The sequence below is a fragment of the Nonomuraea marmarensis genome, assembly GCF_043197025.1.
Classification (GTDB): Bacteria; Actinomycetota; Actinomycetes; order Streptosporangiales; family Streptosporangiaceae; genus Nonomuraea; species Nonomuraea marmarensis.
Window position 1 is genome coordinate 66,274 of sequence record NZ_JBICRM010000015.1, and the last position, 22,607, is coordinate 88,880.

The window sequence follows — 22,607 nt, forward strand, 5'->3', positions numbered from 1 at the left end:
CAAACGGTCCGTAGCTTAACCAGAGGGAACCGCTTTCCCGCTACTGATATCCCGATAAGTCAGGATTGTCACTTAATGGTGCTAGGTGAGTCTGGTTTCGGGGTCTTGGTCGGCTCCTCTTCGCGAGGGCATTCACCCGTGCTGCCGCTCGCGCTGTCGCTCCCGTTGCCCGCCGCCGGGTCGGTGGATGCGGTCACGGACCACTTCGTGCCGCAGGGCAGCTTGACGGCGCCGCTCAGGGTCCTGCTGTACGACGTCTCGCCGGACAGGGTGACCGACTCGGTACGGGTGACCTCGCCGGCCGAGAACGTGACGTTGAGACGTACCGGCTGGGTGTTCGCCGTGGTGACGGAGACCGTCGCGACGAGCCCGCCCTCACCGGGACCTGCCCGTACGATCGACACCCGCTCCACCGCCGGAGGGCAGGGCGCCGAGGTCCGCGCGGTGGCCGTCCGGCCGCCCGCGCGCACCGTCACCGAGAGCGTCGAGCCGCAGGGGCGGGACCTGAAGGTGTGCGTGAACGTCCTGGCGTAGGAGGTCCGGCCCGACAGGGTCGCGGTGCGGGTGCCGACGGAGTCGCCGTTGACCGCGAACCGGGCCTCGACGGGGATCTCCGCGGTGCCGCTCGCGGTCACCCGCACGCGGGCGCTCGCGGTACGGCCCGGCGCGGCGGGCAGGTCGAGGCTCACCCGGAGCCCCGTCACCCTGGTCGGGCAGGGCGGCACGGACACGGAGGCCGACCTGGCGCCGCCGGGCGCTGCCGGGGAGGTGGTGACGGCCAGCGTGACGGTGCTGCCGCACGGGCGTTCGCCGATGGACCAGGTGAGCGTGCGGGTGTAGGACCTGGCGCCGCTCAGGCGCAACCGCTGGGTGCGGCCGTTCGTGCCGGGGGCCGTCCAGGTCGCGGTGGCGGTGACGGCGCCGGTGCCGCTGGCGCGGAGGGTGACGGTGCCGGTGGCGACCCCGTCCGCGTCGACCGTGAGGCCGCCCACGCTCACCCCGAGCACCGACGTGACCGGCGACGGCGTCTCGGTTTCGGTCGGCGTCGGCGTCGGCGTCGGGGTCGGGGTCGGGGTCGGACTGGGGGTCGGCGTCGGGGTCGCGGACTTCGTCGGGGTGGCCTTCTTGGTGGGCTTGGGGCTCTTGACCGGCTTGGTGGCAGTGGGCGACGTGGGGTCCGCCTTGGGCACGATCGCCTCGGGCGAGCTCTGCGGCGTGACCTCAGGCGTGACCTCGGGAGTCGTCTCGGGCGTGGGCTCCGGCGTGGGCTCCGGCGTGGACTCGGGTGTGGTCGGCGGGGCCGAGACCGGCTCCGTCGTCAGCTGGCTGGGCGGCACGGCCGCCGCCGCGCCGATCGGCTCCGTGGGCGGCGACTGCCGGTTGGTCAGCACGATCACCATCGCCACCGTCACCGCCGCGACCAGGGCGCCGGCCGTGGCCAGGCGCACCGGGGTGGACCGCGCCGCGCGGGCCGCGTTCGAGCGCAGGCCGCGGAACATCGTCCTGGCCAGCGACGTGGTGACCTCGGGCGTGGGCGTCTGGGGCGTGGGCAGCAGCAGCGCGAGCAGGGCCACCAGCGCGGCCAGCCGCCGCCTGCCGCGTTCCTCCCAGTCCTCGCCGTACGCCGCCCTGGCCGTGGACTCCAGTTCGGCCACGAACGCCAGCGCGCTCGACGGTCGTTGCGCCGGGTCCTTGGCCAGCCCGCGCCGGATCAGCCCGCGCACCGGCTCGGGCGCGTCGTGGAAGGGCACGGGGGCGTGCACGTGCTGGTAGCCCAGTACGCTCGGCTCCGTCGAACGGTACGGCCGGTGCCCGGTCAGGCACTCGAAGAAGACCGCCGTGGCCGCGTACACGTCGGTGGCGGGCGAGGCGGGCAGCCCCTCCCACAACTCGGGCGCCATGTAGGGAGGCGTGCCCTCCGGGTGCGCGACCGTGCCCTGGCTCACGGCGATGCCGAAGTCGACGAGCTTGCTCACCCCGTCGTCCCTGACGAGCACGTTCTCCGGCTTGTAGTCCCGGTGCACCAGGCCCAGCCCGTGCGCCTTGGCCAGGCCGAGCAGCGAGCCCTTCAGCACGACCAGCGCCGCCTCAGGCTCCGTCGTGCCGTGCTCGCGCATCAGCGCACGTAAGGAGACGCCGTTGACCAACTCCATCACGATGGCCGCGCCGCCGGCGTCCTGGACGTACTCCCACATCGTGGCGATGTTCGGGTCGCGGAGCGTGGTCAGCAGCCGCGCCTCCGTCTGGAACCTGGCCAGCGCGGCAGGATCGCGCAACAACGCCTCGGAGAGGTACTTGATGGCGACCTGCACGCCGGTCTCATCGTGTACGGCCAGCGCCACCCGCCCGCTGGCGCCCGCCCCGAGCTGCTTGATCTCGGTGTAACCAGGAGCGCTCCACTCCATTGCCCTCTCCCATCAGGAGCCGGCCCACCTGATGAGACGTGCGATCAAGGAGTCGGGTTTGCCAGGTGGTACCTGATTTATGGAACTACTCCCGATGGAGGATGTGAACAGGGGTACCGATACCTTCTGGGAGCACCGAATCCGGCTCTGGTTCGCCCCATGACGTGACCAGGGGCAGCACGCCGGCCCATACCGGCAGCTCGTAGTCCTCCTCCTCGTCCTTCGGCCCGCCGCGCCGGATCTTGACCGACGCCTCCTCCAGCGACAGCGCCAGCACGGCCGTGGCGGCCAGTTCCTTGCGCGACGGACGCCTGACGTAGTCCCACTGGCCCGGCGCGAGCTGCTCCGCCAGGGCCCGCAACCCCTCCATACGCTCGTCGGGGTCCGTCACCAGCCTGGCCCGCCCGTAGATGATCGCCGAGCGGTAGTTGACGGAGTGGTGGAAGATCGAGCGGGCCAGCACGATGCCGTCCACGTGCGTGACCGTGACGCACACCTCGCCGCCGTCCCCGGTGCGCAGCGACGTGGCGCCGGTGGAGCCGTGCAGGTAGAGGGTCTCGCCGATGCGCCCGTAGCCGGTGGGCACGACCATCGGGTGACCGTTCACCACCACGCCCAGGTGGCAGACCAGTCCGGAGTCGAGCACCTCGTAGAGATCGTTCCTGTCGGTGCTGCCGCGCTGCTTCTCACGGCCGAGCGTGGTGCGGGGTGTGGTGGAGAGCATGATTCGACCGTAACGGCGAAGTGGACCTATGCTGTAGGGCCACTATCGAGCCCTTTGTAGAGACCACTTACGTGCGTACCCATGCCGACCTGCCCGTATCCCTGTCGCGCGACTCGGTCGCGCCGCTCACCACGCAGCTCGCGGACTGGCTGCGCCGCGCCATGCTGGACGGCACCCTGGCGCCGGGCGAGCGGCTGCCGTCCACGCGGGCCCTGGCGGCCCAGCTCGCGGTGAGCAGGACGGTGGTCACGGAGGCGTACCAGCAGCTGTACGCCGAGGGGTGGCTGGACGGGCGGCACGGCTCGGGGACGTTCGTGGCCGACATGGAGACGCCCAGGCCGCCCCGCGAGAGCCCCTACGTCCCCGCCCCGCCGCCGCCACCGGCCGACTGGATCGACCTCACGCCGGGCCGGCCCTGGGTCCGCGACTACGACCGGGCGGCGTGGAAGCGGGCCTGGCGCAAGGCCGCCGACCTGCCGCCCGGCGAATCGCCCGACCCGTACGGCCTGCCGCACCTCAGGGAGCTGCTGGCCGACCACCTCAGGCGGGCCAGGGGGATAGCCGTCGGCCCGGAGAACATCCTGGTCACCAGGGGCACCGGCAACGGGCTCGACCTGTGCGCGCAGGCCCTGCTCGGCCGGGGCGTCCGGGCCGGGGTCGAGGATCCGGGCTACCACGTTGCGCGGACGGTGTTCGCGGCGCGGGGGGCCGAGGTGGTGCCGTGCCCGGTGGACGAGGACGGCGTGATCGTGGACGGGCTTCCCGCCGATCTGCGCGTGCTCTACACGACGCCCGCGCACCAATATCCGCTGGGCGGGCGGTTGCCGATCCCGCGCAGGGAGCGGTTGCTGGCCTGGGCCAGGAGCACGGGCGCGTCGATCATCGAGGACGACTACGACGCCGAGTTCCGCTACGACGTCGCGCCGCTGCCCGCCCTCTACGGCCTCGACCCCTCGCGGGTGGTGCTCCTGGGCACGCTGTCCAAGATCCTCGCGCCCGACGTGGGCGTGGGGTGGCTGGTGGGCGACGCCGAGCTGGTGAGCGGGATCGCCGTCCTGCGTCAGGCCGTCGCCGACCGCACCAGCGGCCCCGTGCAGCAGGCCGTGGCCACCCTCCTGGAGCGCGGCGACCTCGACCGGCACCTGCGCAGGATGCGGCTGGAATACGCGCGCCGCCGCGCCGCCGTCGTGGACCTCCTCGGGCCGGTCTGCCGCCTGCGCGGCGACACCGCCGGACTGCACGTGCTCGCCGAGCTGCCCGCGGACGTGATGCCCGCCCTGGTCGGGCGGGCCAGGGAACGCGGCGTCCTGCTCGACTCCACCGAGCGCCACCACCACGGCCGCGAGCGCCTGCACGGCCTGGTGATCGGGTACGGCTCCGCCTCGCTGACCGACGTCCGGCGCGGCTGCCGCATCCTGGCCGGCCTGATCCGGGATGCTCAGGCGTCATTTGAGTAGATCAGCTCTCGCGGCCGGGTATGCCGTCATCGCACGCTGAGACGTATGAAATGGTGGTTACTGCTCGCTTCCCTGCTCGTCACGCTGCTCACCGCCTGGCTGATCCTCTACGCGGGCGTGGCGCTGTCCACGCTCATCTCGCTGGGCCTCGGCGCGATCAGCCTGCTCTGGCTGCTCGTCATCCTGACCGTCCCGTGGGACCTGTGCTTCGCCGCCCGCCACGTGGTCCACGAGATCCACGTGTCCAGGGAGGTCGGCATCGAGGTGGCCCAGCGCCGCGAGGACGAGGCCAGGAGCATCGCCCGCCGCATGCTCGCGCTCGCGATCTCCGGCCACGTCGTGTCGGCCGCGGTGATCGCGGTCATCACGTACTTCTCCGGGGCTCAGGTGGGCTACTACCTCGCCGGGTTCTACCTGCTCGCGACCTGCTTCCGGCCGATCGGGGCGTACACGTCGCACCTGCGCGACCGGGTCGGGACGCTGGAGCTGGAGGTGCGCTACCCGCGCGTGGACGTGATCGCCCTGCGTGACCAGGTGGCCGCGCTGAACGCCACGACCGAACGTCTCGGGCAGGAGGTCGAGCAGGTCGCCGCGGAGCTGGCCGCCGCCCGGCAGGGGCTGGAACTGGCCGACCACGATCTGGGGCGCCGGATGACGCTCATGGCCCGGCGCTTCGACGAGACGGTGGACGGGCTGGGCGACAACCAGGAGGTGATCACGGGGTTGAAGGCGTTCCTGCGGCTGGTCAGGGCGGATCCTGCATAGGGGGCTCCAGGTGGCGCAGGATGGGGAGGGAGCGGGCGGCGTACATGGGGTCCACGGGGAGGACGTGCCGGGCCCACCATCTGGCGGGCTCGGGGTCGGGTGACGGCTCGGTGAAGGCGGGGGCGTAGTCGTCGTACGGCGGGTCGTACAGGTAGCCGGTCGCGACCCCGCGCCGTTCCAGCTCGGCGATGGCGGCGTCCCGGTCGCGCACCAGCAGCGGCACCCGGAACAGGGGCCGGGCGAGGTCGTCGCGCACGGCGGGGGCCACCGTGGGCAGCTCGGCCAGGCGCCGCACGCCCGCCAGCCGGCGCGCGCGGTCCGCGGGGACCTTGGCCAGGCGCCTGGACTGGTACCAGCGGGACAGGCGGCCGCGGCGGGCGCGGTAGTGGTGCAGGTCGGCGCGTACCCAGGGGTCGAAGGGGGGCAGCGAGGGGACCTGCTTGAGCGCCAGTTCGAGGTCCTGGGGGTTGACCGCGATGCGGTAGCCCTCCCGGTCCTCCTGCAGGCCGAGGGCGCGCATGAGCGTGAGCGCGGGGCGGACGAGGTCGAGTTTGAGCGCGGCCTGGCGGGCCATCGAGGTGGCCACGCTGATCAGGTCGGCCCGCAGCGAGCCGCGGGTGAGCAGGGCGTCGCGGGCGCGGGTCAGGGCTTGCAGGTCGGAGATGTCCTCGACGGCCAGGACGCCGCCCGAGCCCGCCTCCGGGTGCTTGGCCAGGCTGAAGACCCCGGCCTGCCCGAACGTGCCCAGCGGGCGGCCGTCGATGCTCGTCTCCATGGCGTGGGCCACGTCTTCGATCAGGATCTTCCCGGTGAAGGCGGGGGCGTGGTCGGGGAGGCCGTACAGGTTGGTCGTCAGGACGGCGTCCACCGTTTCGAGGTCGATCCGGGAGACGTCGATGTTGCCGTCACGGGGGGAGAGCGGCGCGATCACCGGGCGCAGGCCGGCCGCGAGCACCAGGAACAGGATCTCGTCGGCCGAGATGGGCGACATGAGCAGCCGCTGCCCTGGCACGCACCAGTGACGCAGGGCCAGATAGAGGCCGAGGCGGTTGGAAGGGAGCGACAGGCAGTGACGACCCGTGCGCTCTGCGATGAGCTTCACCCTTGTAGGACAGTACGCAGCCGTCCGTAGGTTTTCAATGCCTTGTCGGCGGTTTTGAGCAGCAACGGGTTGGCCATCACCGTGGCGCGCGTCTTGCGCACCGGCACCCGCATCATCCAGTGCACGCCCGCCGCCGCGCCGACCCTGGCCACCCGCCCCTCGGCCACTTCCAGCTCGCCGTTCTTGAGCTTGTCCTTGTACTCCTTCTGGCCCCGGCCCATGTCGATCACCTGGATCCCGGACTCGGCGGCCTTCTCGGCCATCGCCAGGTGCTGGATGAGGCCGGGGGAGTATTTGGCGAAATGGGTGTCGTAGGCGGGAAACCACCCGGCGAGCGTCGTACGGGTGCGCACCCCGAAATGCCCGGCCACCGGCTCGTCGTCCACGTAGACCATGTCCAGCACCCCGGCGAAGCTCTCCGACTGCGTCGCCAGCAGCCGCTCCACCAGCTCCACGATCCACTTGTGCGCGAACCTGTCGGTGCGCCCGGTGCGCCGGTATTGATCGGTCTTCCAGCCGAGCAACGTGTGCAGCGGCGCCAGGTCGGTGGTCGCGTAGTCGTGACGCATCGCCCCCGCCTCACGCTGCAGCTTGCGGGACTTGGCCAGAGTGGACTTGTACGTCTTGCCGGAATGCTGCTTGAGCGAGTCGGTGTACTGGTCGAAGCCGTCACGCAGGTCGATGATTGGTGAAGGGTACCTCTCGTGCCGCGCGGCCAGCAGCGGCTGCCCGGACACCAGGTGGTCGAACTCGTAGACCGAAAGCCCGCAGTCCTTGATCAACCGGCGCGGGTCGAGCTCCAGGTCCTTGACGTGGACCAGCCCCTGCGCGTCGGTCAGCCCCGCGGCGACCGGTTTGCCGATGCCCATCGGATGCCGCTCGAAGGGAAAGAACCCCACGATGTCGGGCCCGTCGTAAAGCACGGCGACTCGTACGACGTCGCGGAGTTCGCCCACGGTGATCGTGAACTCCGGGGACAGGAAGGGGTTGTCGAGGGCGGAGTCCGACTCCTGCAGAGCCCGCCATCGGCTCACTTCGTGTTGTCCCAGCTCACGGGGGAGGGCAAGGGTGACGTGCATGGGCTCCTACTGTCGGCATGCCACTACCTGTCCAGCGTGCGGGCAGACGTGTACAGCCAGGGTAAAGGATCTCGCCCGATGCTCATCTACGCAGCTCCGGAACGTTACAGAACTGCCAGCTGGCTTTCAGGACAGAGTGACGTTCTAACCTGTGTTCATGACCGTACCTGGCATTGACCGGCCCAGCCTGGTTTCGTGGATGGGCCGTCATGTGCCCGACGCGGGCGAGCCTCAGTCCGTCTCGCTGATCTCGGGCGGCCGGTCCAACCTGACCTATCTGGTCGAGGCCCGCGAACGCCGCCTGGTGCTGCGCCGGCCGCCGCTCGGTCATGTGCTGCCCACGGCCCACGACATGCGGCGGGAGTGGCGGGTCATCTCGGCCCTGGCGCCGACGCCGGTGCCGGTGCCGGAGCCGGTCGCGTTCTGCGGGGACGAATCCGTCATCGGGGCGCCGTTCTATCTCATGGGGTACGTGGACGGGGTCGCCGTACGGACGCGCGAGCAGCTGGGGGACGCGGACCCCGCGCAGACGCGGCGGTTGTCGGAGCGGCTGGCCGAGGTGCTGGCCGCCATCCACGCCGTGGACTATCGCGAGGTGGGGCTCGGGGACTTCGGGCGGCCCGAGGGATATATGGCCAGGCAGCTCGACCGGTGGTGCCAGCAGTGGGAGCGGTCGAAGACGGCCGATCTGCCGGAGTACTACCGGCTGGTGGAGCGGCTGCGGGAGCGGGTGCCCACCGAGTCCGCCAACACGCTGGTGCACGGCGACTACCGGCTGGACAACACCCTGATCGGGCCGCGGGACCTGGACATCCTGGCGGTGGTCGACTGGGAGATGTCCACGCTCGGGGATCCGCTGGCCGACCTGGGGTTGACGCTGACGTACTGGCACGATCGGGGGGACGAGGAGCGGGCCGGGATCCCGGTGGCGGGGGATGTGACGGTGGCGCCCGGGTTCATGAGCGCCGCGGAGTTCGCGGGGCACTACACGAAAGTGTCGGGGCGGGATATTTCCGATCTTGGGTTTTATGTGGCTTTTGGCAATTTCAAGCTCGCGGTCATCGTGGAGGGTATTCACGCCCGGTTCCGGCAAGGTAAGACCGTTGGGGAGGGATTCGACCGCATCGGCTCCGCCGTACCCACGCTGATCTCCCGCGCACACCGCACGCTCGACCAGCCCTGAACCCCCTGAGGAGCGTCATGAGCACAGTTGCACTGATCACCGGAGCGGCGAGTGGCATCGGGGCCGCCGTGGCGCGGCGTCTGTCGGCGGGCGGCGTCCGATGCGTCCTCGTCGACCTGAACGGCGAAGGCGTCGAGAGGCTGGCCAAGGAGGTGGACGGCGCCTGGCTGGCCGCCGACGTCAGCAACGAGGAGGCGTCGCTGGAGGCGGTCGCGCTGGCCGAGCAGCGGTACGGCCGGCTCGACCTGGTCCACCTGAACGCCGGGATCTCGGGGCGGGTGGACCTGGCGGACTTCGACGTGGCGCGCTACCACAAGGTGGTCGGGGTGAACGTGGACGGCGTCGTCTTCGGCGTCCGCGCCGCCGTCCCGCTGCTCGTACGCTCCGGCGGGGGCGCCATCGTGGCCACCTCGTCGCTGGCCGGGCTGGTCGCCTTCTCGGGTGACCCGATCTACACCATGACCAAGCACGCCGTCGTCGGCCTGGTCAGGGCGCTGGCCGAGCCGCTGGCCGCGCAGAAGATCCGGATCGGCGCGGTCTGCCCTGGCTTCACGGACACGCCGCTGGTGGCCGAGGCGCGGGAGATGTTCGTCAATGCCGGGTTCCCCCTGCTCACGGTCGAGGACGTGGCCGCCGCCGTCGAGTCCGCCTTCTACGCCGATACGCCCGGCACGCTGCTGATCGTGCAGCCCGGGCGGCAGCCGGTGCCGTACCGTTACGCCGGGGTCCCCGGCCCCGCGGGAGGCCAGCGGCCGCCAGCCGCAGATTAACGGAGGCAAGCGGCTTGCAAGCGGGACGATTAGCGTGTTCAGGGCTGGGCGTGATGCCCAGCCCTTCGCACGTTCATGAGTCTTGTCCGTGTATGCCTTGTAGGTTCGTGAACCCACGTACGTCTCGTGAGGATGAGGAGCGATTCAGTGATTCCGACCGACGGCCGACATGCGCGCCGACGATCGCCATGGCCGATCGCGCTTGGAGCAGGCATCCTGGCGGTCGTACTCGTGGCCGGCATCATGGTCTACGCCTCGCTCCGAACCAAGTCACGCAGCGAGTTCAAGGGCGACGACGTCGCCACGACAGTGCCCACTGAGCCCGCGCCGCAGTTGGAGCAGCCTCCGGCGCTCGCCAACTGGCCGCGCTGGGGCGTCACGCACACCCAGTTCAGTGCGGACAACGAGCCGCGGCAGGTCGTGGAGGAGGCCAGGGGCGTACTCGGCCGGGTCCCGATGTTGCAGAACCAGCACATCATGGGCTGGGGAGTCGGCAACCCCGAGCCTAGTCCCGGGCAGTTCAACTTCCGCGATCTGGATCGGCGGCTGAAGTTCATGTCGTCGTCGCGGGGGGTGCCCGTGATCACGCTGTGCTGCGCGCCGGACTGGATGAAGGGCGGGCAGGCCGGGCGTACGGACTGGAGCAAGAACCACACGGTCGCCCCGAAGCGGGAACATTTCGACGACTACGCCAGGCTGGCCGTGCGGGTGGCGAAGCAGTATCCGACGGTCAAGCACTACATGGTGTGGAACGAATTCAAGGGGTTCTGGGACCCGAGCACGAACCGCTGGGACGCCGAGGGCTACACGGAGTTGTACAACAAGGTCTACACGGCCTTGAAGAAGGTGAACCGGGATATCCAGGTCGGGGGCCCGTACATTCCGGTGGAGAGTAACTCCCGAGGCGGGCCTTCGGAACTGAGCGGGCCCTGGGGGACGATAGACCAGCGCGCGCTGGACGCGGTCGAATACTGGATCGAGCACAAGAAGGGCGCCGACTTCATCGTGGTGGACGGCGCGTCCATGACCAACGACAAGGGGAATGTCCCCAACGATTTCGCGGCCCAGGCCAAGTTCAGCGCTATCACCACGTGGTTGCGGCACAAGAGCGATGACCTGCCGGTGTGGTGGGCGGAGTGGTACGTCGAGCCGGAGAACTCGGGCTGGACGGAGGAGAAGCGCACGGCGGTGCAGGCGACGGCCCTGATGGAGTTCGCGAAGAGCGGCGTGACGACGGCCCTTTACTGGAACCCGCAACTGAAGGACGAGGGCGAGTGCGCGGGCTGCCTGTGGGCCCCGAAGGTGGGCGGTGAACTGCCCATGGCGGGCCTGCTGAGCGGCTTCACGAAATGGTTCCCGTCGGGCGTGCGCGTGGCAGTTATACCGTCTTCGGACGCGAAGATAAAGGCGTTGGGACAGGAACGCCAGGCGGTCATGGTGAACACGTCGGACCGGTCGGTAACGGCTACGGTGGACGGCAAGCAGGTGACCTTGGCGCCGTACGAAATCAAATGGACGGGCCGGGGCGGCGCCTAAACCCCAAAAAGAGCATCCCGTTCCCTGGTGTCCGGCGAGCGGTGTTCGAGCCCTCCAGATGGCTCAGCAAATCGTGGATGGCACCCGCACCGTCGATCCGCACCAGGATCTTGGCCTGGCAGGAGAGTACTACCGCCGGGGGTCCATCGCCACAGGCCCGCCTACGACGCCGGGAGGTTCGTCCAGTTGCGCTGCGGCGACGTTATTTCGGGCCAGGCCGGGTGAGGTGTTGGCGTGCTCGGTGGGGTGTTCATCCTGGGCCCTTGCGGTGATTTAGCCGCTTGTCCTGGTGGTTCTCTGGTTTTGCCAGGTGGGGTGTGTCGGCGGCTTGTTTCCGGAGGCGTGCTTGGCGGTGCCGGCTGTATTTCGGTTTTGACGATTTGAGGGGTGAGTTTCGTTGGTTTAGGGGTGTCAGATAGCGGGGCCGCGGTCGCCGGTTTGTGTCGCGGAGGCGTTATGCGGGTGGCGGCGGCGGGCGGTCTGGTGCGGTTTCGGTCTGTGGTGGGGATCGCGCGTGGGGCGCTTGCCGGGCTGGCGGCGGGGGCTGTGGCGGGGTGCGGGCGTGAGGTGGTTGTGGCTGGTGTGGCGGTGGGGTGGAGGGCGAGGGCGCCTGGGGGTGGTGTGGTGGTGTCGCTTTCCGGGGTGGGTAGCTCATCGAGGGTGGGGGAGCTGGCGGGGATGCCGATCAGGAGGGCGGCGAGGACGAGTTGGAGGAGGCCGGCCAGGAGCGTGGAGATCCGTAACGCTTGTCCGCGGCTGTGCCGGTGCGCCGTGGTCGGCTCGTGAGGGTGGGTCGTCACCGTGTGAGGGTTCCGGCCGCTGCCATGGGTGTGTCCTCTCGGGGGTCGAGGTGGGGCAAACCCTCTCGATCTAGACATGGATGCTGACGGCGGTCAAGGCCGCCGGGCAAAGATTCGCCGTCGGGTGTGTCTTTCCGCTGGTCAGGGACGTGTTAAGGGGAGGTTTACGGGTTGTGCTGGTTGCTGTGAGTTCGCTGGGAATCGGATCGGGGGCGCGCTGAGGGGCGTGGTGGTGGCGGCCACGCTGCTGATCGCGATGGCTGCCGCACCGGCCGGCACCGCGCAGACCGCCACCTCGGTCCCGGGAGAGCCGAACCTGATTTCCCGGGTAACGACCTGGCTGGCTGCGCAGGTGGTCGGCTGGTTCGCCGAGGAGCCGAAGGGTGAGATGCGCCCGAGCAACCAGAAGATCTCCCTTCCCGGCCGGGATACGCACCCGGCGGCGTGGCAGGCGCGGCCGCCGGGCAAGCGGGTCAAGGAGGCGGCCGGTAAGCGGTGGCGGTTCGGCACCGTGTACGAGCTGGAGGACGGCCGCTCGCAGGCGGAGGTCTCCACCCGGCCGGTGTTCTACCGGGACTCCTCGGGCGCCTGGCAGCCCATCGACACCACGGTCGGCGTGGCCGAGGGCGACAGGTTCGTCCACGGCAACGACAAGACCGGCTTTGAGACCCGGTTCGGCGACAGGACCGACAAGCTGGCCAAGATCGCATTGGGCAACCGGCACGTCACGATCGGCGTGGCCGGAGAGAGCCGGCAGATCACCCCGCAGGTGAACGGCTCGACGGTCACCTATCCGGGTGTGTGGGACGGCGCGGACCTGATCTACACGGTCACCGCCTCTGGAGTGACGGAGCACATCCGGCTGACCAAGCCGCCCGCCGCCGGCACCACGTTCGCGTTCACCGTCAAGACAAGTGGCGGACTGCAGACGGGGCAGAACGGCGACGTGTCGATCACCTTCAGCGGATGCCGCCTCGCCGTTCGGCAAGCGGACCGGCGCCATCACCCAGGAACTGGCCGGACAGCAGGGCGGTGAGGCGACGATCACGCTGAAGCCGGACGCGGCCTTGTCAAGCCAGGTCGGCCGGCGAGTTGGCTGTGAGGTTTGCCGCCTGTCGCGGGATTTCTGACTGGTAGCTGTGAGTTCCTGATCTCTTTTCAGTAACGGAAGTTCAAGCCCACCTGCATTGATTACATAAAGTAACGTTTGACTGACGTGGCGGCCCGTTCGGCAGGGTGATCGTCAAGCTGCGCAGGGATAACCCTTCCCGGGTGGATCGCTCAACTTTCGAACGGAATGACGGTTACTCTGGGTGGCCTATTGACGGGTTATGTCCCTTCATGGCGTGATTACGGGGCTTTTGCTCTTTAGATCTTCCTTATCCGCGGCCCTGGTGGGTCGCGCGCAGATGGGAGTGCCCCGTGCCGCTATTACCCTCCGACACGCTTCCCGAGCAGGTGTCGCGCCGCCGCCGTCGTCACGCACGGTGGCGGCGCGCCATCGCCATGACGATCGCATTCACCCTGCTGGCCTCGCTGACGCCGCCCACTCCGGTGCTGGCCCAGAGCCCGTCGGTGGTCTCGGCCGAGCCGGGCCTGATCACCCGCGTCGCGTCCTGGCTGTCCGGCACGGTGGCGGGCTGGTTCGCCGAGGAGCCGAAGGGCGAGATGCGCCCGAGCGGCCAGAAGATCACGTTGCCGGGCCGCGCCGGTGCCAGCCCGGCGTTGAAGGTGGCGGCGCCGAAGGCGCCCGGCAAGCGGGTCAAGGAGCTGACCTCGGAGCGGACCGCGGTCAGCAAGACGTTCGAGCTGGAAGACGGCCGCCGTCAGGTGGAGATCTCCTCGCAGCGGGTGCACGTGCTGGGCCCGGACGGCCGCTGGACCGATGCGGACACCACGATCACCGCGATCGGCGAGGACGGCGACGCGGCGGTCAGCGACGGGGCCGGGTTCGCAGCGCGGTTCGGTACCCGCTCCGACCGGCTGGTCCGGGTCGGGTTGGGGGATGCGCAGCTGACCCTCGGCCTGGCCGGGGCGGCACGCGATGTGCCGGCCGAGGTGAGCAAGTCGGCGGTGCGCTACCGGGGCGCGCTGGGCGCGGGCGCGGACCTGGTGTATCAGGTGGGAGCGGCGGGGGTCAAAGAGCAGATCGTGCTGTCGGGCCCGCAGGCGATCCAGCCCTCCTATGCCTTCACGGTGCAGGTGGCTGGCGGCCTTCGAGCCGAGGCACGGCCGGACGGGTCGGTGGCGTTCACCGATCCCGCCGCCGGCGCGGACAGCGAGCCGGTGTTCGTGATCCCGCGGCCGTTCATGACCGACGCCTCGCGCGCAGACAAGCAGGCGGCCTCGTTCGCGGGCGGCTTCTCTACGGCGGTCTCGCAGTCGGTGGCCCAGCAGGGCAGCCAGGTCACGCTGACGCTGACCCCGGATGCGGGCTGGCTGGGCGCGGCTGAGCGGTCCTGGCCGGTGGTGATCGACCCGACCGTGGTGGTGCAGCCGGACTACTGGACCTCCGACGACGCGATGATCGTCTCGTACGCGCCGACGGTCAACTTCGGCGCCGATGTCCGGCTCGGAGCCGGAGTGGACGGCTCAGGGCCGGCGCGCAGCGTGGTCCGGTTCGACCTGGCCGGAGTGGTCGAGCCCGACGCGGTGATCGATCAGGCCGAGGTCGGGTTGTACTACGACCAGGTGGTGGGCGGATCGGTCACGCCGATGACGCTGGAAGCCCGCGAGGTGACCCAGCCCTGGAACTGGTCTACGGTCACCTGGAACTCGATCAGCACCGCGATGGGCGCTACCCCGCTCTCGACCGACACGTTCGATCCGGCCACCCCGTCGGTGTGGAACACCTGGGACGTCACCACGCTGGCCCAGCGCTGGGCCACCGACCCCGACCACAACTACGGGGTGATGATCAAACCGGCGAACGAGAGCGTCCCCGTCGGCGGGCCGATCTACTGGGCGGGCGAGTTCCAGGCATCCGAAGTGGCCGCGATCCCGATGCCGAGGCTGACCCTCACCTACGGCAGCCCGGGCATGCGGGTCAAGCAACCGCAGATCCGGCACTCCACCGGCGCCGAACTGGCGTGGGAACCCTACGACGGGCCGGGCGAGCTGGTCGGCTACCAGGTCCACCGCGCCAGCGAGGCAGGCTTCACCCCGACCACGGCCACCATGATCGCGCCGCTCGACAAGCAGGCAATCACTTACCAGGACACCACCGCCACCCCCGGCGCCACCGTGGTGTACAAGGTGGCGGCGCTGCTGGCGGACGGGACGCCGGTGATGTCGGCGCCGCTCACGGTGGAACTGCCCGAGGTGGGATGGACCACCGCGCTGGTCGAGGCGGCCGCGGACACCACCCTGACCACCTGCGACTTCACCAACGGCCACGACCAGCTGAGCGGGCTGCCGCAACTGGCGGCCGGGTTCATGGCGGGCCCGTACGGCAACGGCCGGATGCTGCTGCGCTTCGACACCGGCTTCATCCCCGCCGGAGCGAAGATCTCCTCCGCCCGGGCGATCGTGTACCGGGTGGGGTACCGGGGCAGGGCGGTCTCCTACGCCACCCACGCCCTGACCCGCGACTGGGACGAGGCGAGCGCCTCCTGGGTAGGTGCCGCGCCCGGCACCGCGTGGACAACACCGGGCGGGGACATCAACCCCACCCCGATGGAGGCCTTCACGATCGGGCCGACGGCGACATCTGCGTTCCTGCCCCTGGACATCCCCACCACCGTCGCGCAGGGCTGGGTGGATGAGCCTGGCAGCAACCACGGGATGATGATGCGGCTGATCCAGGAGCCGGCCAAGTCCTGCCCGGCCAGCGGTGACGGCGCGCTGTTCCTGTCGGGCGAGGCGGAAGAGCCGACGGTACGACCCCGCCTGGAGATCACCTACCTGGACCCGGCCGTCGCCTACCACGCCCCGGCCACGCCGCCGCAGCTGACGCAGGGGCAGACCACGACGGTGCCGGTGACGGTCACGAACTCCACCGACGAAACGTGGCTGGCTTCCAGGACCGCGCTGGGCTACTTCTGGAAGCTGCCCGACGGCACCGACGTGACCGGCGACAGCCAGATGCTCACCCAGCTCCCCTCCGACCTGGCGCCCGCCGCGACCGTCACCGTGAAGGCCACCGTCAAGGCGCCCACCCTGGCCTCGCCGAACCTGGCCGAAGCGGTGTCGCTGGTGTGGGACACCCAAGACACCGAAACCAACAACTGGAAATCGGCCAGCCACCACATCCCGCAGCTACCGCAGCAGATCCGCGTCGACTCCCCCACCAGCAACCTGCTCGGGCTGGAGAAGTTCTACGCCTACACCGGCAAGAACACCGGCGGCGGCGGCACCGCGCTGGTCAACCCGTACGCCGGGAACGTGGTGTGGAGCTACAACGCCTTCTCCAACCCCTCCCGCGGCGTGCAGACCTTCGTCCGCACCACCTACAACAGCCTCGACACCTCCAGCGCCTCCCTCGGCTACGGCTGGAGCCTGCAAACCTCCACGCTGTCCAAGCTCGGTTCGCAACTGGACTTCCACCCGCCCGGCCAGACCTGGCCCGAGCAGGTCCGGCTCACCGACGGAGACGGCACCACCCACGCGTGGTTGCGCGACCCGCCCACCTGCACCGCCAACTGCGCCTACAAGAACCCGCGCGGCGTGCACCTGTACCTGCAAAAGACCGGCTCGGCCGACCCGCTACGCACCTGGGTGTTCACCAAGCCCGACCGCACCCAGTTCTTCTTCGACACCGAGGGCTTCCAGTCCGCCATCGTGGACAAGAACGGCAACACCATGTCGTTCACCTACGAACGCCGCAAGTCCAACAACAAGCCCACCAAGTTCCTGCAGTACATCACCGACGCCGCCGGCCGTAAGACGCTGAGCCTGGACTACCACGTCAAGGGCCAGGACTACACCTACATCGACGACGAGAACTGGCAGCCGGTCCAGGGCACCAAGCTGACCAACCCGCACATCATCGACACCGTCGAGTCGATCACCGACATCGCCGGCCGCACGATGACGTTCGCCTACACCGACAAGGGCCTGCTCGCACGGATGATCGACGGCGCTGGCGACGAGCAGGCCAAGACGTTCGGCTTCGAATATGACGCCACCCAGGGCAACAAGAACGTCAAGCTCGTCAACGTCAAGGACCCGCGCGGCCACGAAACGAAGCTGGCGTACTACACGGCGCAGGTCGACTCCAAGAACCTGTGGAAGCTCCAGACTCTCACCGACCGCAAGGGCGGCGAGACCGACTTCGCCTACGAGGATCTGGACGGCCCGCAGGACGCCGTCATCCATGTCACCGTCACCGACCCGATCCAGCAGAGCACGGGCAAGGCCACCAAGTACGTGCTCGACGCCTACGGCCGGCCCGATCTGATCACGAATGCCAAGGAGGAGATCACCGATCTGGAGTGGGACGAAGACCACAACGTCCGCTCGCTGAAAGAGGCCAACGGCGCCACCACCACGTGGCAGTACGACCCGAAGACCGGCTACCCGGAAAAGATCTGGGATGCCGAGGCCAACGAGCACCAGACTGCCCCCACCACCCTGGAGTACGACCGTCCGGAAAACTTCAAGGGCTACGTCGCCGACCTGACGTCCAAGAGCTCTCCAGAGGCCCGCACGTGGGAGTTCGACTACGACACCCGCGGCAACCTCACGAAGGTCACCGACCCACTCGGTGTCTCAACGTCTGACGATCCTGACGATTACGCCACCACCCACGAGTACGACAGCTTCGGCCAACCGACCAAGACGATCGACGCCAACGGCAACCCCACCGTGTTGAGCGGCTACCACTCGACCGGCTACCCGCAGAAGATCACCGATGCCTATGGTGTGGAAACCGCAGTTGAGGGCGACCACACCACCACCACCGAATACGACGTGCGCGGCAACGTGCTGTCGGTCACCGACGCACTGGGCAAGAAGACCACCCAGACCTACGACATCTTCAAGCGCCCCCTCGAGTCCAAGGTCCCGAAGGATCAGGACAACAACGAGTTCATCGTCACCCCGGCGCCGGTCTACGACCGTAACGACAACATCACCAAGACGACCGCGCCCAACGGCGCCGTAGCCACCGCGATCTACGATGAGGCCGACCAGCTGACCGAGTCGCTCCTGCCCAAGGACACCGACACCGCCCCAGAACGAAAGACCACGTACACCTGGGACCTGGCCGGAAACCTCTCATCAGAGACTGAGCCGGCCGGTAACGTGACCTCTGCTGATCCCAATGATTTCGTCACCCACTACCGCTACGACCCGATCTACCAGCTCACCGACGTCATCAATGCCGATCAGCAGAAACTCACCTACACTTACGACAACGTCGGCAACGTTCGTACGGTGATCGACCCGCGCAAGAATGCCCAGACCGCCGGTACCGCTACGCTGAACGCCAACCCCAGCTTCGAACAGGCTTGGACCGCCGACACCGCCACCGTGCCGTGGACGGTTGAAGGCGGCGCTCTGGAGCGGGTCACCGACCAGATCTGGGCCGGCAAGGCCGCCGCCAAGCTCACCCCGTCGGGTAGCGACGCCGAGGTCAAGCTCTGGTCGGAGCGCACCATCCCGGTCACCGGCGGGCAGATCTACACCCTCACGGCTGAGCTTCAGCAGCCCAGCACGGATGTGCCGGTGCATGTGGGGGTGAACTGGATCGACACCGAGGGGACGGTCCTGCGTACCGACTCCATCTCCCCCGACCTGAACCAGGGTGCGTGGACACAGGCGAGGGTCTCATTCACCGCGCCCGCCACTGCGGTCATCGGCCAGTTGCGGCTCCTGATCGACGGTACCCCGTCCGCTTCCACGGTTCTGTATGTGGACGACTTCCGGCTGGTGGAGAGCGCTGGCACGCAGCCATCCGCGACCTACACACACGACCTCAACCATCGCGTCATGCGCGTCAAGGACGCTGCGGGGTACGAGAGCGCCACCGAGTACGACCTCGACGGGCTGGCCCTCTCCACCACCGATGAGGAGGGCAATACCTCCTTCACTGTCTATGACAAGCGCGGAGACGTGATCGAGACCAGGGCTCCGCATGCCGAGACCAATGGGGACATCAAGTACGTCACCACGCGCTTCGATTACGACGAGGCCGGCAACAAGACCAAGACCATTACCCCGCGCGGCGTCGAGACCACCGACGACGCGGACGACTTCGTCAGCGAAACCAGGTACGACAAGCTCAACCGTCCGGTCGAGGAGATCTACCCCTTCGACAAGGATGACCCCGTCTACAACCAACCCGACAGCACGTTATACGCATACGATGCCCTGTCGAGACTGAAGGAGATCTCCGCACCGCCTTCGCATGGGCAGACGGTACGCAATATCACCACGATGACCTACTGGGACAACGGCTGGTCCAAGACCACCACCGACCCGTGGGATATCAAGACCACCTACGACTACAACGAGCTCGGCCTGCAGACCAACCGCACGATCACTTCGGCGGGCGGCTCCAGCCAACGTGCCTTGGACTGGGAATACTACCCAGACGGCAAACTCAAGGCTCATTCCGACAAGGGCGTCCCGCTCGGCCTGGACGTCGTCATGGGCGACAATTCCGACACGGGGCAGGTCGCCAGCATCGGCTCGTGGACCGTCACCACGGGTGGCACGCCGTCATCCAGCATTGTCGGCCCCCAAGCCAGCGTGACCGCGACGGAGGGATTTGTCGGTTACGACTATGCCGTAGCACCGGCGGGCACCGGGCAGGGCACCTTCACCTGGAATCTGAGCATGCCTTCCGCAGGAACGTACAGGGTGAAGGTCAGTTACCCACCAGGCGCCAGCGCCACCAACGCCAAGTACACCATCAAACACGATGGGGGAGAAGCACACGTCACTGTCGACCAGACCCAGAACGCCGGGTCCTGGGTGGACTTGGGCAACTACACCTTCACTGGCGGGCTGGCGCACTCGGTCACGCTCACCGACGACGCCGACGGCACCATCGTGGCTGACGCCATCATGCTGGTCCGGGACACGACCAACACCCCCGACACCGAGGACAACACCTTTTCCTACAGCTACGACACGAATGCCAACCTCACCAAGATCACCGATGCCTCGCCCAACGCCAAGATCGATACTTGGGAGATCTCCTACACGGGCCTCAACCAGGTCGAACAGATCCTGGAGAAGCTCGACGGCGATCTGAAGAACACCACGCGCTACGCCTACAACGAGAACAGCGCTCCTATCTGGCGTAGCCATGACAAGACCATCTCCGGTTACGGCTACGACACGCGTGATCTGGTCCAGCGTGTCGTGGACGCCCGCAGCACCTCGGTGGCCAAGCCCAAGGTCACCAGCTACAGGTACACCCCCCGGGCCGAGACGCTGAAGGAGACCAAGGCCAACGGAAACACCGTCGACTTCGACTACTTCCTGTCCGGCGTGCTGCGTCACAGCGTGGAAAGGAAACCCAACGCCGCGATCGTGGCGGAGCACACTCTCGGCTATCAGGGCAACCTGCAGAAGGCCACCGACCACGCCAAGATCCAGAACGCCGACAGCCCCAGCGCCTACCTGGAACACGACTACGCCTACAACTACGACCCGCGAGATCGAATCGCCAAGTCCGTCAAGACGCCGGTCGGGGGCGGTCCGGTCGAGACCGAGACCTACTCCCACGATGCCAACAGCAATGTGTGGGAGGAGGAGGTCCTCGGCAGGAAGACCACCTTCACCTATGACCGCAACCGGTTGATGACATCGGTCACCGACGGGCAGCTCGGCGTCTACAACTACGACCCGTACGGACGGCTACGCACCATCATCGGCGGCGGCAAGACGCTGGAGAAGTACACCTACGACGGCTTCGACCACGTCGTCAAGCACGAGAAGCTCGGTGGAGACGGCGCCACCACGACGACGACCTACACCTACGACCCGCTCGACCGCACTACCAGCAAGACGGAGAAGGAAGGCAGCGCCGCAGCGAAGACCACCCAGTTCTCCTACTTGGGCCTGTCCGGCGAGGTCCTGGACGAGGAGGTGGCCGGCAAACTCGTCAGGTCCTTCCAGTACAGCCCGTGGGGCTCGCGTCTGTCGCAGGTGAAGGTCGGCGCGGATGGTTCGGAGGAGAATTCCTACTACGGCTACAACTCGCACACCGATGTCGAGCAGATCACGACCGACGCCGGCGACACCCGTGCCACCTATGGCTACACCGCCTACGGCAAGAACGATGACAAACTCTTCACCGGCGTCGACAAACCCGACCCGGTCGATCCGACGGCGAAGGAGGAGTACAACCCCTACCGCTTCAACGCCAAACGCTGGGACAACTCCACCGGGCTGTACGACATGGGGTTCCGCGACTACAGCCCGGGTCTCAACAGGTTCCTCAGCCTCGACAGCTACAACGGCGCGCTCGATGATCTCTCTCTCAGCATGGACCCCTGGACCGCCAACCGCTACGCCTTCACGGGCGGGAACCCGATCGGCGGCATAGAACTGGACGGACACTCGCCCGATCCTGGCCAATGCGGGAACACCCTGGCGACACCGTGTACCGGCAGCCCAGGGCACGAGTATCTGGACAGTGCGCTGGATGACGTCACCAAGGAGGCGCTGGAAGCGGTCATCAACGCCAAGCGCTCAGGAAACGAGGCGGCGTTCAAACGGCTTAACAAGAAAGATCCCAAGGCCGTGAGCTGGGCGATGAGTTGCGGGCCCGGCGGATCGGTGAGCAGCGGAGCGGTGGGCAAGGTCTGCAGTGCTCTCATCAACTACGGGATAGCACCGGAGCTCGTGCGGAACTTCTTCCGCAAGTCGCACCTGTTCCTGGCCAGAGACAAGGCGGCCGGGGAGTACATCCTGCCCTGGACTCCCTCCGCAGCTGAGCAGTTCGGAGACTTTCTCTGGTACGCCGGTTCGATGGCCATCGGCGCACGAGGCGGGAAAGCGAGGGGCGTGCGACCGTGCAGCAGCTTCCCGATGGGTACGAAGGTGCTGATGGCCGACGGCTCCTACAAGAACATCGAGGATGTTCGGCCCGGCGACGAAGTCATGGCGACCAAGACCGGGACCGGGGAGACCGAAGGCAAGGCTGTAATCGACGTTCTCATGAGCGCTGGTAAGAAGACGCTCATCGAGATCACCATCCGGTCCGCTCGTGGCCGAGACCAGAAGTCCAAGCTCGTTGCCACCGACCGGCACCCCTTCTGGATTCCCGAACTCGGCGACTGGCTGGACGCGGAGGAGCTCCGGCCGGGCATGCTCCTCCGCACGTCCACGGCAGGGGACGTCCAGGTCGTCACGACTAGGAAATGGTCACGCAACCAGATCGTCAGAAACCTGTCGGTGGCGGACTATCACACCTACTATGTGGCGGCACAGCAGACGCCGGTGCTCGTTCACAATTCCTCCGGATGCCCAGTACGGCTGCCGGACTTCAATTCGTTCATGTCGGCGTACCGGCACTACGCCAAGCACGTCCTCGGCGTACTCATTTCGAAGACGGGCAAGCAGATCAAGGCCGGTGAAGCGCCCGGCATGCCGGAGTTCAAGTCCGGCGGGTTCGCCGCCTACCGGTCCGCGGCACGGAATTTCATGGGCGGGGCCGGACCCGAAGGGTCCATCAGCCTGGCCACGAAGGGCGGAGGAATGTTCAGGGTGGACCCGAAAACGGGCTACTTCGGCTACATGAACTCGTCAGGTACAATATCCACATTCTTCCGGGTCACGCACATGGACCCGGTGGATTACTTCTGGAGTCAGTTCAAGAAATAGGAATTTG

Annotated in this window: 11 protein-coding genes; 7 read left to right on the top strand and 4 right to left on the bottom strand. The window is 67.9% G+C overall.

Annotated elements, in window-relative coordinates:
• Positions 1-68 precede the first annotated feature (68 nt).
• Together ACFLIM_RS24585 and ACFLIM_RS24590 are read right to left on the bottom strand one after the other, a co-directional pair.
• Positions 69-2,405 (bottom strand): serine/threonine-protein kinase, encoded by a 2,337-nt coding sequence (locus tag ACFLIM_RS24585; RefSeq protein WP_393169174.1) that lies wholly within the window; start codon positions 2,403-2,405, stop codon positions 69-71.
• Between the two features lie 85 nt (positions 2,406-2,490).
• Complete coding sequence (locus ACFLIM_RS24590; RefSeq protein ID WP_393169176.1) at positions 2,491-3,129, bottom strand: pyridoxamine 5'-phosphate oxidase family protein; 639 nt, start codon at positions 3,127-3,129, stop codon at positions 2,491-2,493.
• 71 nt (positions 3,130-3,200) lie between these two features.
• Here ACFLIM_RS24590 and pdxR point away from each other — a divergent pair, with 71 nt between their 5' ends.
• Complete coding sequence (pdxR, locus tag ACFLIM_RS24595) at positions 3,201-4,586, top strand: MocR-like pyridoxine biosynthesis transcription factor PdxR (protein WP_393169178.1); 1,386 nt, start codon at positions 3,201-3,203, stop codon at positions 4,584-4,586.
• 45 nt (positions 4,587-4,631) lie between these two features.
• Positions 4,632-5,351: a hypothetical protein gene (locus tag ACFLIM_RS24600; RefSeq protein WP_393169180.1), complete on the top strand. Its 720-nt coding sequence runs from the start codon at positions 4,632-4,634 to the stop codon at positions 5,349-5,351.
• Here the strand turns inward: ACFLIM_RS24600 and ACFLIM_RS24605 are convergent.
• Both ACFLIM_RS24605 and ACFLIM_RS24610 read right to left on the bottom strand, forming a co-directional pair.
• Positions 5,332-6,453, bottom strand: a complete 1,122-nt coding sequence (locus ACFLIM_RS24605) for a DegT/DnrJ/EryC1/StrS family aminotransferase (RefSeq protein ID WP_393169182.1) — start codon at positions 6,451-6,453, stop codon at positions 5,332-5,334. The genes ACFLIM_RS24600 and ACFLIM_RS24605 overlap by 20 nt on opposite strands.
• Positions 6,450-7,532 (bottom strand): GNAT family N-acetyltransferase, encoded by a 1,083-nt coding sequence (locus tag ACFLIM_RS24610; protein ID WP_393169184.1) that lies wholly within the window; start codon positions 7,530-7,532, stop codon positions 6,450-6,452. The genes ACFLIM_RS24605 and ACFLIM_RS24610 overlap by 4 nt, the downstream gene beginning before the upstream one ends.
• Before the next feature lie 157 nt (positions 7,533-7,689).
• Between ACFLIM_RS24610 and ACFLIM_RS24615 the strand changes: the two genes are divergently transcribed.
• The 5 genes from ACFLIM_RS24615 to ACFLIM_RS24635 all read left to right on the top strand — a co-directional run bounded on the left by ACFLIM_RS24615 (position 7,690) and on the right by ACFLIM_RS24635 (position 22,600).
• On the top strand, positions 7,690-8,715 hold the full coding sequence (locus ACFLIM_RS24615) for a phosphotransferase family protein (RefSeq protein WP_393169186.1): 1,026 nt from the start codon (positions 7,690-7,692) through the stop codon (positions 8,713-8,715).
• Positions 8,716-8,732: 17 nt separating this feature from the next.
• Entirely contained in the window at positions 8,733-9,485 is a 753-nt protein-coding gene (locus ACFLIM_RS24620) for an SDR family oxidoreductase (RefSeq protein WP_393169187.1), read from the top strand.
• Positions 9,486-9,632: 147 nt separating this feature from the next.
• Positions 9,633-11,021 carry a GH39 family glycosyl hydrolase gene (locus ACFLIM_RS24625; RefSeq protein WP_393169189.1) on the top strand — a complete coding sequence of 463 codons (1,389 nt, stop codon included), beginning with the start codon at positions 9,633-9,635 and terminating at the stop codon, positions 11,019-11,021.
• A 1,032-nt stretch (positions 11,022-12,053) separates the two neighbouring features.
• Positions 12,054-12,857 (top strand): hypothetical protein, encoded by an 804-nt coding sequence (locus tag ACFLIM_RS24630; protein WP_393169191.1) that lies wholly within the window; start codon positions 12,054-12,056, stop codon positions 12,855-12,857.
• 386 nt (positions 12,858-13,243) lie between these two features.
• Entirely contained in the window at positions 13,244-22,600 is a 9,357-nt protein-coding gene (locus ACFLIM_RS24635) for a DNRLRE domain-containing protein (protein ID WP_393169193.1), read from the top strand.
• The last annotated feature ends 7 nt before the right edge of the window (positions 22,601-22,607 follow it).